General features: G+C 56.9%; 12 protein-coding genes. 8 read left to right on the top strand and 4 right to left on the bottom strand.

All coding sequences use genetic code 11. The features are described from left to right. The first annotated feature begins 3 nt into the window (after positions 1-3). The 3 genes from hxsC (at position 4) to MKK04_RS16230 (ending at position 2,616) form a co-directional block, all read left to right on the top strand. Positions 4-1,233: a His-Xaa-Ser system radical SAM maturase HxsC gene (hxsC, locus tag MKK04_RS16220; protein ID WP_241105681.1), complete on the top strand. Its 1,230-nt coding sequence runs from the start codon at positions 4-6 to the stop codon at positions 1,231-1,233. Then, positions 1,230-1,838: a His-Xaa-Ser repeat protein HxsA gene (gene hxsA / locus MKK04_RS16225; RefSeq protein WP_241105682.1), complete on the top strand. Its 609-nt coding sequence runs from the start codon at positions 1,230-1,232 to the stop codon at positions 1,836-1,838. Before hxsC ends, hxsA begins: the two co-directional genes overlap by 4 nt. Before the next feature lie 100 nt (positions 1,839-1,938). Further along, positions 1,939-2,616, top strand: a complete 678-nt coding sequence (locus tag MKK04_RS16230; protein WP_402799527.1) for a hypothetical protein — start codon at positions 1,939-1,941, stop codon at positions 2,614-2,616. Positions 2,617-2,859: 243 nt separating this feature from the next. On the opposite strand, the gene glsB is transcribed toward MKK04_RS16230, so the two are convergent. Continuing rightward, positions 2,860-3,768 carry a glutaminase B gene (glsB, locus tag MKK04_RS16235; RefSeq protein WP_085592323.1) on the bottom strand — a complete coding sequence of 303 codons (909 nt, stop codon included), beginning with the start codon at positions 3,766-3,768 and terminating at the stop codon, positions 2,860-2,862. 213 nt (positions 3,769-3,981) lie between these two features. Between glsB and MKK04_RS16240 the strand changes: the two genes are divergently transcribed. Beyond that, on the top strand, positions 3,982-5,019 hold the full coding sequence (locus tag MKK04_RS16240) for a sensor domain-containing diguanylate cyclase (RefSeq protein WP_233686844.1): 1,038 nt from the start codon (positions 3,982-3,984) through the stop codon (positions 5,017-5,019). 52 nt (positions 5,020-5,071) lie between these two features. On the opposite strand, the gene MKK04_RS16245 is transcribed toward MKK04_RS16240, so the two are convergent. Both MKK04_RS16245 and MKK04_RS16250 read right to left on the bottom strand, forming a co-directional pair. Continuing rightward, on the bottom strand, positions 5,072-5,866 hold the full coding sequence (locus tag MKK04_RS16245; protein ID WP_241105684.1) for an NYN domain-containing protein: 795 nt from the start codon (positions 5,864-5,866) through the stop codon (positions 5,072-5,074). Between the two features lie 221 nt (positions 5,867-6,087). After that, positions 6,088-6,750, bottom strand: a complete 663-nt coding sequence (locus MKK04_RS16250) for an HD domain-containing protein (protein WP_087500116.1) — start codon at positions 6,748-6,750, stop codon at positions 6,088-6,090. A gap of 115 nt (positions 6,751-6,865) precedes the next feature. Between MKK04_RS16250 and MKK04_RS16255 the strand changes: the two genes are divergently transcribed. The 3 genes from MKK04_RS16255 (at position 6,866) to MKK04_RS16265 (ending at position 9,229) form a co-directional block, all read left to right on the top strand. Beyond that, on the top strand, positions 6,866-7,663 hold the full coding sequence (locus MKK04_RS16255; protein WP_241105685.1) for a hypothetical protein: 798 nt from the start codon (positions 6,866-6,868) through the stop codon (positions 7,661-7,663). Between the two features lie 51 nt (positions 7,664-7,714). Then, on the top strand, positions 7,715-8,413 hold the full coding sequence (locus MKK04_RS16260; protein ID WP_135001986.1) for a hypothetical protein: 699 nt from the start codon (positions 7,715-7,717) through the stop codon (positions 8,411-8,413). Between the two features lie 573 nt (positions 8,414-8,986). Further along, positions 8,987-9,229: a hypothetical protein gene (locus tag MKK04_RS16265; protein ID WP_135001987.1), complete on the top strand. Its 243-nt coding sequence runs from the start codon at positions 8,987-8,989 to the stop codon at positions 9,227-9,229. A gap of 233 nt (positions 9,230-9,462) precedes the next feature. On the opposite strand, the gene MKK04_RS16270 is transcribed toward MKK04_RS16265, so the two are convergent. Next, on the bottom strand, positions 9,463-10,422 hold the full coding sequence (locus MKK04_RS16270) for an IS110 family transposase (RefSeq protein ID WP_063915132.1): 960 nt from the start codon (positions 10,420-10,422) through the stop codon (positions 9,463-9,465). 271 nt (positions 10,423-10,693) lie between these two features. Here MKK04_RS16270 and MKK04_RS16275 point away from each other — a divergent pair, with 271 nt between their 5' ends. Continuing rightward, positions 10,694-10,963: a DUF3077 domain-containing protein gene (locus MKK04_RS16275; protein WP_135001988.1), complete on the top strand. Its 270-nt coding sequence runs from the start codon at positions 10,694-10,696 to the stop codon at positions 10,961-10,963. Positions 10,964-11,155 lie beyond the last annotated feature (192 nt).

Here is an 11,155-nt window from a genome sequence, read left to right on the forward strand (position 1 = left end):
ACGATGCTGCGCAAAGATACCCATTTCGAAATTCATCACTTGAATGAGCCAAAGCTGCTCAAGGTCATCACACTGGATGAGTTCATCGAGCAGGGCCTGGCTGTGTGTGCCGGAAGCGCTGTATTCAGTGATCTGCTGCTTTGGCTGCCAAACAACGAACTGCAACGAAGCCCGCACCTGCGTTCATTGCCGGTAGGCGGCATCCTGACCCCGGAACCACTGACTGAGCACATCGAGAACGAGAGACTGCACCTGCATTCTCCAAAAGATGCGGATGTCGTGCAGCCGGGTGATGTCATTGCCATCACGCCAGGCAACACCTTGGTAAGAGTGCTTTACCGTCGCGGTTCAGACAGCAACCTGCTGTTCATGACGGACCGTTGCAACAGCCTATGCCTTATGTGCTCACAGCCGCCAAAAGATATTGATGACCGCTGGCACATCGAGGAAAACCTTCGGCTCATAGATTTGATGGACGCGGGCGAGGAAAATCTTGGCATCAGCGGCGGAGAACCAACGCTCTATCGCGATGGTCTGCTGGAGATTCTGGCCAAGTGCAAAGCCGTTTTGCCGCAAAAGTCCGTACACGTGCTTAGCAATGGGCGCCTGTTCAAAGACCCAAGCTGGATCGCAGCATTGAATGCCCTTGGCCACCCTCAGCTGAGCTGGGGTATTCCACTGTATGCCGACAATGCTGAAGACCATGACCATGTGGTGCAGGCCCCTGGCGCCTTCAGCGAAACCCTGCATGGCCTTTATAACCTCGCCCGCGCCGACCAGATCATCGAGATTCGCGTCGTGCTCAATCGCCTGACCACACCGCGCCTGCCCGAGCTAGCCCACTACGTATTCAGGAACCTGCCGTTCGTACGGCATGTTGCGCTGATGGGTATCGAAAGTACGGGCCTCGCCAGGAAGCACTACGAAGAACTGTGGGTTGACCCGCTGGACTATCAGGAATCATTGAGCCAAGCCGTGTACTTCCTGTTCAACCGCGGGATGCCGGTTTCGATCTATAACCTGCCCCTGTGCTTGATCCCGGCTCATCTCTCGCGCTTCGCCCGCCAGAGCATTTCGGACTGGAAGAACCTGTTCATCGATGCCTGCCAGCAATGCGCTGCGGTTCAGCATTGCTCAGGCTTCTTCAAATCCCACACCGACCGCTGGCAGAGCCGCGGCGTACAACCACTATCGACCGAGGCCTTTAGCGCCTTTGCAAGGAGTGCGCAGTGAAATTGCTTGACCGCTGGAAAGTCCTGATCAGTGGGATCACCCTGCTGCCGATGGCAGGTACCACCTTGGCACAGGCGGTCCATATGCCGCTTGCTGATGCCAGCTGGCAGCCGAACGACAAACTACAGCCCCCAGTCTTTGCCGATACGCTCAACGCGCCAGACGCAGTGAACATCTATGCGGCACATCGCTCGCATAGTTCACATCGGTCCCACAGCTCGCATAGTTCCCACTACAGCGGCTCGGGCGGCTATAGCGCACCACGCTACTACAGCCCGCCCACAACCAGCACGCGGAACTACAGCGCGCCAAGTACATCGAGCAGTACCTCGAGTAGCAATAGCCTTTATCAGTCGTCTGGTACATCGACCGGGACGAGTTCGACGACTTCAAAAGCACGAGCAACCAACGAGCAGAAGAGCAACCTGGTCGCTCGCGTGCAGACCGCCCTGACGGTACGCCAGTATTACCAAGGCCCCATTGATGGGGTGTTGGGCAAGGCGACACGTGGTGCGTTGATGGCCTTCCAGATGGACAGTGCGCTGACCGTGAATGGCAGGATGGATACGCCAACGTTGAATGCGCTGGGGATCAAGATTCCATAAGTCGCCCCCGGCTAGAACAGAGATGACAGTTCCTCAACATCCCGTTCGATTCGCACCTTGGGTGGGCGCCCGATATACAGAGGGCGTCCACGGCTTGCGCATGCTTTTGGTGTGCGAATCGCACTATGGGCAAAAGGAACATGAGCGGCCAACCGTTACACCGGAAATCATAAAAGCTCTCGCTCTGGGGCAAGCTCATCCCTTGGCCACTGCCAAACCAGGTAAACACGCGCATTTTACCAAGATCAGGACTGCGGTCACGAAGGCCAGGCCCGATGGCGCCAGTTTGGATACGCAAGGGTTTTGGCAGTGCATCGCTTACTACAATTACCTGCAGGAGTTCGTAAGTGCCTGTCGCAAAGCCCCACCCAAAAGCGCCTGGGGGCGGAGCGAATCTGCCTTTTCTGAAGTGGTGAGCGTGCTGGCGCCGGATTTGATTGTCTGTTTCAGCAAACGCAACGGAAAAAAAGTCCGTTCGCTATCGAAGGGCACACCGGTGGCGGTGGTTAACCATCCCTCATCACGGTTTGCCTATCACAGAGCAAAGCCAGCCATCGCCAAAGGGATCGAGGAAGCTCTTGCACGAGGCTTGCACGTCTCTGAGTTTTCAAGTAGCCCCACCTATGACATCTGGTGCCGTGCCACGGCTTCTGCATTACCAACACCGCTAGCCAATCTTTCCCCGCCCCATATCGATGAGCTTCGACAGGCACGTATGAAGGCAATGAAAGCTCTCGATAACTATCATCGGCTTGTCCCTCCAAGCGGGATTGAGTAAGTAATTGAGCTGCAGCACTTGGCTGCGTGTAAAGCTGGCCCTTCCGTTGGATTGAACCTGGACGGATACAACGCCTAGGGCCAGTAAATGTCGAACCTAGCGGGAGGTTTTGTGACGAACGTACAGCGCAGCCGCTCCCCCGGAAAACTGCCGAAGAGTTCGGAGTCCACTCGTTTCACTCCGCACCGCTGGCTGCAACTTCACCCAGGAAGGCAGTTTGGTATGGGAGTTCTCGCCCGCCGATCAGAACACCGACCACCCAATCCGTGAACTGAGCAACTCAAGCGCCGCCATCCCAGCCAGGGAGTTACCCGCAGCATTCAACTCCGGCGACCACACGCACACCGTGAATTGCCCCGGCACGATCGCCACAATCCCGCCCCCCACGCCACTCTTGCCCGGCAACCCCACCCTATAGGCGAAATTCCCTGCTTCGTCATACAACCCGCTGGTGGCCATGATCGAGTTCACCTGCTGGGTCTGACGCCGGGTCAGAATCTGCTCACCACTGTGCTTGCAGAACCCATCGTTAGCCAGGAAGCAGAATGCCCGAGCCAGGTCCAGGCAATTCATCTGCAGCGCGCAATAGCTGAAATAGCTACGCAGCACCGTCTCCACCTCGTTATGAAAGTTACCGAACGACTGCATCAGGTAAGCCATGGCCGCGTTGCGCGCGCGGAACTGATACTCCGAATCGGCAACGCGGGCATCAATGGAAATGTGCGGATTGCCCGACAGCCGCCGAACGAAATCGCGCATCGACAACGTGGGTGCCGCAAAGCGCGACTGGTTGATATCGCAGATCACCAACGCACCCGCATTGATAAACGGGTTGCGCGGCCGACCACGCTCGAACTCCAGCTGCACCAGCGAGTTGAACGGCTGACCGGAGGGTTCATGGCCAAGCCGCTCCCAAATGGCTTCCCCGGAGTGCCCAATCGCCTGAACCAGGCTGAACACCTTGGAAATACTCTGCACCGAGAACGGCACCAGCGCGTCGCCTGCGCAGTAATAACTGCCATCGTTGCCATAGACTGCGATACCCAGCTGGTTCGCCGGCACATCGGCCAACGCAGGAATGTAGTCAGCCACTTTGCCCTTGCCGATCAAGGGACGTACTTCTTCGAGAATCTCGTTCAACAGCGTTTGCATGGAAGGCCCTGTATCAGTCCCCAAGACGACGGCTAAGGGGTAGCATTCTTGACGAAGCTTGAGCGGAAGAAATCACACACTCGGCAAGAAATGCCCGGCCAATCCTGTAACCCGTGGCTTCTCGCCATCACCTATGCTGTGCTTGCTTTGACAGATAGAGTACATGCACCCGTCAGGTGCAGAAGCAACTAACCAAGGACTGGAGAACCAAGGATGCCCGCTTGCCCTTTTCCCGCTGACGAAGCGCTTCGCCAGCGCACGCTCGATGACATGAACCTGGTCGATACGCCAGCCGAGCTTTACCTCGATACCCTGGTGCGGCTCACCCAGGACCTGGCTCATGTGGATACTGTGCTTATCAGCCTCATCGACCAGGACCGACAGTGGTTCAAGGCCCGCATAGGGCTTGAGGCAAGCGAGACGACGCGCAGTATTTCCTTCTGCGGCTACGCCATTCTCGGCGAGGATACCCTGATGGTGCCCGACGCCACGTGCGACGGGCGATTCGTCGATAACCCGCTCGTGCTGAACGCGCCCTATATCCGCTTCTACGCCGGCCACCCCCTGCGCGCCGGGAACGGTAAAGCCATCGGTACGCTGTGCATGTTCGACCCGCGCCCCCGCGTGCTCAGCGAGGCTCAGCAAGCGAACTTCAGGGACCTGGCCACACTCGCCGAGGGGTATCTGCAGCTGCGCACCTTGGCACAGGTGAACCGCGATCTGCGGCTTGAAATGGATCGCGAGCAGCGCAAGGCCCTGCTCGACCCTTTGACGCAACTGTGGAACCGCGGCGCGCTGACGGCGTTTGAAGACCATGAACGGCGATTGGCAGAGGTGAACGGCTTACAACTGGGTGCGGTTTATGCCGACCTGGATCACTTCAAGGCCATCAATGACAAGTACGGCCATGGCGGCGGCGACAAGGTGCTCTGCGAGTCTGCCCGGCGCCTGCGTGCAGCACTTCGCCCTGATGACCTGCTGGTGCGCCATGGGGGTGAGGAGTTCGTCGCTATTTTGCAGGTTAAGGACAGCGAAGAGCTGACGCGGATTGCTGAGCGGATTCGCGAACAGGTGGGTGCCGGACCGATGCAATTGCCCGGTGGTCAACTGAAGGTGAGCGTGAGCGTAGGGTGCACCCTGTTTGCCAAGGGTGAAACGCTGGATGACGCACTGGAGCGCGCTGACAAGGGGCTTTATGACGCCAAGCAGAATGGACGAAACCGGGTTGTGTATGTAGCGCCGTCACTCTGAGCCGAGCACGATCAGGGCTGTACGGCATTTCTTCTTGCACATCAGCCCGAACCTAACGGGAGATTTTGTGGCGAACGTAAAGCGCAGCCGTGCCCCCGGAAACCGGCCGTGCCTGCAACTCGAATACATGTGGATGGCCCTTGATCAAATCGCTCAGCTTCTTGAAACCATGCGTGCGCGAATCGAACTCAGGTCGAAGCTTGGTCATGTTGGCGCCCAACGCCCCCAGGTTCGCCCAGCCCTCCTCGTCAGCGAGATCGTCCAGAATCTTGCTGATAAAGCTAACTGGAGCTTTGGGCTTTTTACGAGCGACTACTTCTGTGTTCGGCTTACCGGTCCCTGCAGTAGCATCAACCTCCCCTGCCACTTCCTCGCTGGCAGAAGGCAAAACCTCCTCCCGCAAAAGCTCGGTGTAGATAAACTTGTCGCAGGCAGCCACGAATGGTTTCGGTGTTTTTTCCTCCCCAAACCCATAAACAGTCAGACCTTCCTCACGCATGCGCGAAGCTAGCCGAGTGAAGTCGCTGTCGCTCGAAACCAGGCAAAAACCATCAAAGCGCCGGGTGTAGAGCAGGTCCATCGCATCGATGATCAACGAGCTGTCGGTTGCGTTCTTCCCTTTTGTGTAGGCGAATTGCTGTATGGGTTGAATGGAGTAATCGAGAAGAACCTTTTTCCAGCCACCCAGTTGGGGGCCGGTCCAGTCGCCATAGATACGTTTCACGCTCGCCACACCGTACTTGGCAATTTCCTCGAACAGCCCCTCAACGATGGCGGCCGGGGCATTGTCGGCATCAATCAGTACAGCGAGGTGCTTCTGTGAGTGGTTCACGCTGTAAGTGGCCATGATCCGTCCTTGAAAAGAATCAACCATATCGTCAACGGTTCCAGAAATCTCCCCCTTTTCAATATCCAATCGGATCGGCTTGCGGGGGCTTCTGAGCCTGTATTCCCTGGCACGGTCACCGGTAATCCATCCGGCAGCTGCACAGTGAAGAAAAATCGGCGGAAAAACAGCCACAGACCAATCGCGTTCTTGACTGTTAAAGGGTTTGGGGTTAACGCGCTTCAGCCTGCACCGCTGGCCCCGATCTCATCCATGAAATCCGCAAGAAACACTTCAAGCCGAGCATGGCGCTCAGCAGCCAGCCGAGCCCCTTCAGCAGTTTTAAAGCCTGACGCAAGCTTGAGCAGCTTGGTATGAAAGTGCTCGACCGTATACGCCTTGTCCTGATACTCCCTCCCCCATGCAGTGGGGTTCTCGAAATCGTACAGCGCCGACCCCATTCGCCCGGAAACGTAAAAACACCGGGCGATACCCACTGCACCTATGGCGTCCAGGCGATCACTGTCCTGAAGAATCCTGGCCTCAAGGGTGAGTGGTTCGAAGCCAGCCGAGTAGCTGTGGGTTTTGACTGCATGCGCCACCTGTTCGATGCGCTGCAATGGCCAGCCCATATCAGCCAGGATCGACGCCGCCCTTTGTGCGGATAGCGTTGACGCCTGCCCACGCAAGGGCGAGTTCTTTTCTACTGCGACACAGTCATGCAGCACCGTCGCTGCAAGCAGCACTTCCAGGTCGCCGCCTTCTACGCGCTGTATCCGTTGCGCGTTGACCCATACGCGATGGATGTGGGACAGGTCGTGGGAGCCATCTGGCTGGTCGGCCGGTAGGTACTTCAGCAGGTCAGCGGCAAAGCGCTGGAAAGGGGCAAAAGCTTCGATAGTCATCTTGGGTACGTTCCATTTTCATCGCGCGACATCAAATTGACACTACCCCACCAATTTGCAAACCTTCCCCACCGACAACATTCGGCCGAAAGATGCAGCCCTGGAAAAACAAGCGATGGAAAGCAAGCAGCAACAATTGATGAGCGCGTACCGCCAAGCGTTATCAGGCCTACCGCTGCATTGGCTGGACCGCAGCCGCGAGCACGAAGCGGATTTCAAGCACCTTTCAGGCTTGTTTCTGCCTGGTACGTCGCCGGAGTTTGAGCAGGCGGCAAAACGTATCATGGTTGTGGGCCGAGAAACGCGTCGTTGGGATGTTTTGACCGCCGATAAACCCTTCATTGATCTGGACGAGTACATCCAACGCGCCATGGCAATCCAGCAACGCCACTTGGCAAAGTACATCCAAGACAAAGCCGACCGAGGGGCCAGCTTCTTCAATTTTCTCCGCAAACTCCACCAGCCCGATCAATCCGTAGGTATCGCTTGGGCCAACCTCTTCAGCTTCGCATGGCAGAAAGGGTCACCCATGCGCTGGCGACATTTCGAAGACCTCGCGAAGGTATCCAAGCGCCTGCTCGAGGCGCAAATCGACGTACTTCGTCCTGACATAATCGTGTTTGCCAACGGCGCGAGCAGTGCCCACATCAGGCAGCAATTCTTCCCGCACAAAGGCGAACTCAGTGTTTGCAGCGACCTCGGTGATTACCGTACGCAAGGCATTCCGGTTAAACAGCTGTGGCGCTTCCGCCTGCATGACTCAATACAGTGCTATCGCATTCAGCACCCGAGCAGCGTCAGTGCCGGCTCACGCGCAGCACGGCACTTTCTTCTGGACCAGATACTCCTTGGCAATCTGCCGAATGATCCAACCGTCGCGGCCTCGGCACGGTTGATGACGGAGCCACAGTAACGCTGCGCCGAGAGGCGCTCCAACAGACGATCGACTAACCCCAGGCTACCCATGGTCAACTCAGTAGTATCGATATCCGAACAAGCATTCTTCAGCATCGTCACCTCTGCGCTGGAGGCATACAAAGTCGAGCATCTGCTCGAAAACGGCGACTTCGCAGCGCGGGTTGAAACCTACGGACACCTATGGGGTTACGCTCAGAAATCCATAGGCGCGCAAACCATGTATCGCGTGGTTTGGGCAGACACTTGCACCTCTGTCACCCGAGACCAAGGGTCGATTTCCTACGGCGATGCGCCGCAGGAAATCAAACAAAGCTTCATCGATACGTTCTTCCCGGAGGTCACGTTCCTCGGCGATTATCATAGCCACCCGTACAGCTACCAGGATGATGAGATAAAGACGGAGCTGGAGCTGGAGCGAGGGGGCTACTATCGCTTCTCGGATGCCGACTTCCGCTCGGTGAAACAGCAGCAGGATGACGGGCTGGATTATCGGGTCGGGCTGGTAGCGACCGTTTTTGAACGGGACGAAAAGGTCAAGCGGGCGCTGAAGATTCTGGATGGCGAGAGTGCCCTGAGGTTTCAGGTCGGGTCCATGACGATCTGGCTCAAAGCCTACGTGTGGACAGAGGACGAAAACCTCAAATTCAGGCGCAAGGCGGATCGCATGGTGCGCCTTGTATGCCCAAGTTTGAACGTGTTCGCCGGGATGCGGGATGGCTGGGCTGGGCTTCCACCACAAAACTAGAAAGGCGCTTGGTACCTCTTCGTGTTTGGAATAACGTACTTACCTGGTGTCCCACTTGGGCTGGATGGCGGTGCAGCAGCTGATCAGCTGTTTGGGCAGGTCCCCCCGGCGAGCTGATCGACACCGCTGTATAGCCAAGCACCTGAGTACAGCTTAGAAGCGGAGTCGTCGATGACCATAGCGGGATTCAGGGATAAATGGGTGACGAGTTTTTTGAGAGCCTTGATCCATTAACCGAGCAGCTAGCGTTGCATGCTGTCATGGGTGGACGTGCAAAAAATCAGAATTAAGCCCTTCCTTGTAGGCCATTTCCCAAAGATACTCCCTGCGCCTGTTTTTCGTTGCACATGCAAATCGTGAGTCCTAGTCTCGACCCGTCGCTGCCAATTCAGCGACCGGTTTTGACAGGCCGTCGATTGTTGTCCGTGTGCATACGCTTATGGCGGCTGTACGTGCGGGCACCCTCGTGTGCGCCGAGTGCCAACAATCTCGGTCTGTCAACCCGCGTACAGCTGCCACCCTCCCGTTTGACAGCGAGGTGGATAGCAGCTCAACCATTGTTGGAGCGTAAGCATGCTGAAGATAATCCCAGATCCACCCCAAAATACTCTTTGCCTTGAAGATACCCTGATCCAAGCTACGGATTACGCGCTATGCGCGGCGACCGTTGTGCATCAGGCAATGCTGCTGCAGCCCAAGTCACCAGCGTCGATTTTGATGATGACCTCAATGCATGAACTGGAGACTCTGCGAGCTTTGCTTGAGTCCGCGCTTGTCCAGGTGCAGATGCCCACTGAGCCTAGGACTTTGCACTAAGGCTTCATTGATGTGTCGCCTTGGCTACCCCTATCGCCGGCACGGCGGGCTCCCACAAAGGTCTGAGCTGCGCCACAGATCTCGAGGCCTGTGCAGTACCTGTGGGAGCAACTGTCTTGCTCAATTTCTAAAAGCTGGCGCGCCCCCTGTGGGAGCGGGCTTGCCCGCGAACACGGGCGAAGCCCGTGCCATCCACCGCGGTGTCGTCTCGCGGGTAACCCGCTCCCACAGGATCACGCTGTGATTTGCGCCATGTTTTCAGGCTGCGGTAAGTCATCCCGCCACGGCGTGCCCGTTCTGAGCATCGCATTGAGGCGCACGATGAAGATTCTCATGCAGGCTACAAGCGCAACCTTGGCAAGTTTCCCTCGCCCACGCAGCGCCTCATATCGGGCTTTGAGCGTTGGATTATGTTTCACCGCTACCAGGCACGCCATGTACAGCGCACGCCTGACCTCAAATCGGCCTCCTGAGATAAAGCGCTTGCCCACGGACTTTCCGCTGTCGTGATTGAAGGGGGCCACACCGACCAAAGAGGCTATTTCCCGGGACTCCACGTGCCCCAGTTCCGGCAAGAGCGCTACCAGCTTGGTCGCGGTTACCATCCCGATGCCTTTGACTTCGTCCAGTTTGGCTATCCGTTCATCGCTGAGCACTGTGGCCTGCCGCTTGATCGCTTGCTCCACCAACTTTATCTGCGATGCAAAGTGCTGAAGATTGGTTTTCAGGAAATTGGCGACCATTGCTGACTGGGCCTGCTTCAGGCGCCGCCGATCGTCATCTCGCTGTTGGACCAGGCGATCACGCTGCTGAAGGAGTTCTCGTAACAGGGCCCTTTCAGGGCTTGTTTTCAGGGTTGGCTTGTCAGGAATGACCTCAGCGAAATGGGCCAGCACTGCGGCGTCGATGGCATCGGTCTTGGCCTTGATGCCCAAGGAATCCGCGAACGATCTGGCTCGCTTGGGGTTCACGCGTATGACCTTGTAGCTGGCGTTCTGGAGAAAGCGCATGACATCAAGCTCGTAGCCGCCTGTAGCTTCCAGAAGGATGCGCTTGATGCTGAGCCCTCGAAGGCTCTTCACCAGTTCCTCAAAGCCCGCTGGATCATTGCGCACGCTGATCCTGATGCCCTGGGGCCGCACCAGTGCATCAAGGGAAAGACTGGAAACATCGATACCCAAGAAGGAAGCCATCGCCAAAACCTCCTAGACTCAACAGTGTGAGAGAGCTTTGGCTTGGCCCACGCTTGTGGTTCGAGATTAGGCCCTCATCCAACTGTTCGGGCTCTCGCCAAAGTGGAACGGTGAATGGCAGCTTGTGCTCCCACACGTGCTCAAGGCACCTCTGGCATTCAGCTTGCCATTCACCGCTCTCACTCCAGATTCTAATCCCCTCTCAAGACACAAGCTGGCTTACCGGCGATGAGGCCAGACTAGGCACTAGATATTTCGGGGAGAATGAACAATGACCACAGAAGAAACCAAATTCACCGTCGGCAAAACCACCTTCTACCAAGGGGCAAACCAGACCCATCCTCTGTTTCGTATTGAAGCCGGCATCCCTTGCCAGAGCGCCCGCGAACAGGCCTCGGAACTGATGGGCTACGCACGGGATATGACCCTGGATGGCTTGATGGAAGACAAACCCCAACTGATCTGGGCCTCGCACTACCTCTGCGCTTTGGCCAAGGCGCTGATGGATGATGCCGAGTTGGGAATGATGAAAAACCCTTGAAAACTCCCGTCCCCACAGGAGCAGAACAAGCCGCCCCTGCACTATCGCACCTGCCATGACTTACGCAGTCTCTGCAGGAGCCCCTAGGTCGCGAAAGGGCCGCAAAGCGGCCCCAGCAATCCAAGCCCCCAGCGCAACTTGTACCGCCCTTAATAGACCAGCTAAGTATGCGCATGACCGTTACCGGCCATG

The organism is Pseudomonas sp. LS.1a, from assembly GCF_022533585.1.
Classification (GTDB): Bacteria; Pseudomonadota; Gammaproteobacteria; order Pseudomonadales; family Pseudomonadaceae; genus Aquipseudomonas.

Bases quoted from the DNA above. Each gene is read 5' to 3' on its own strand.
- MKK04_RS16275 (WP_135001988.1), top strand. From the start codon at position 10,694: ATGACCACAGAAGAAACCAAATTCACCGTCGGCAAAACCACCTTCTAC.
- MKK04_RS16255 (WP_241105685.1), top strand. From the start codon at position 6,866: ATGGAAAGCAAGCAGCAACAATTGATGAGCGCGTACCGCCAAGCGTTA.
- MKK04_RS16260 (WP_135001986.1), top strand. From the start codon at position 7,715: ATGGTCAACTCAGTAGTATCGATATCCGAACAAGCATTCTTCAGCATC.
- MKK04_RS16250 (WP_087500116.1), bottom strand. From the start codon at position 6,750: ATGACTATCGAAGCTTTTGCCCCTTTCCAGCGCTTTGCCGCTGACCTG.
- MKK04_RS16265 (WP_135001987.1), top strand. From the start codon at position 8,987: ATGCTGAAGATAATCCCAGATCCACCCCAAAATACTCTTTGCCTTGAA.
- glsB (WP_085592323.1), bottom strand. From the start codon at position 3,768: ATGCAAACGCTGTTGAACGAGATTCTCGAAGAAGTACGTCCCTTGATC.
- MKK04_RS16270 (WP_063915132.1), bottom strand. From the start codon at position 10,422: ATGGCTTCCTTCTTGGGTATCGATGTTTCCAGTCTTTCCCTTGATGCA.
- MKK04_RS16245 (WP_241105684.1), bottom strand. From the start codon at position 5,866: ATGGCCACTTACAGCGTGAACCACTCACAGAAGCACCTCGCTGTACTG.
- MKK04_RS16240 (WP_233686844.1), top strand. From the start codon at position 3,982: ATGCCCGCTTGCCCTTTTCCCGCTGACGAAGCGCTTCGCCAGCGCACG.
- MKK04_RS16230 (WP_402799527.1), top strand. From the start codon at position 1,939: ATGCTTTTGGTGTGCGAATCGCACTATGGGCAAAAGGAACATGAGCGG.
- hxsC (WP_241105681.1), top strand. From the start codon at position 4: ATGCTGCGCAAAGATACCCATTTCGAAATTCATCACTTGAATGAGCCA.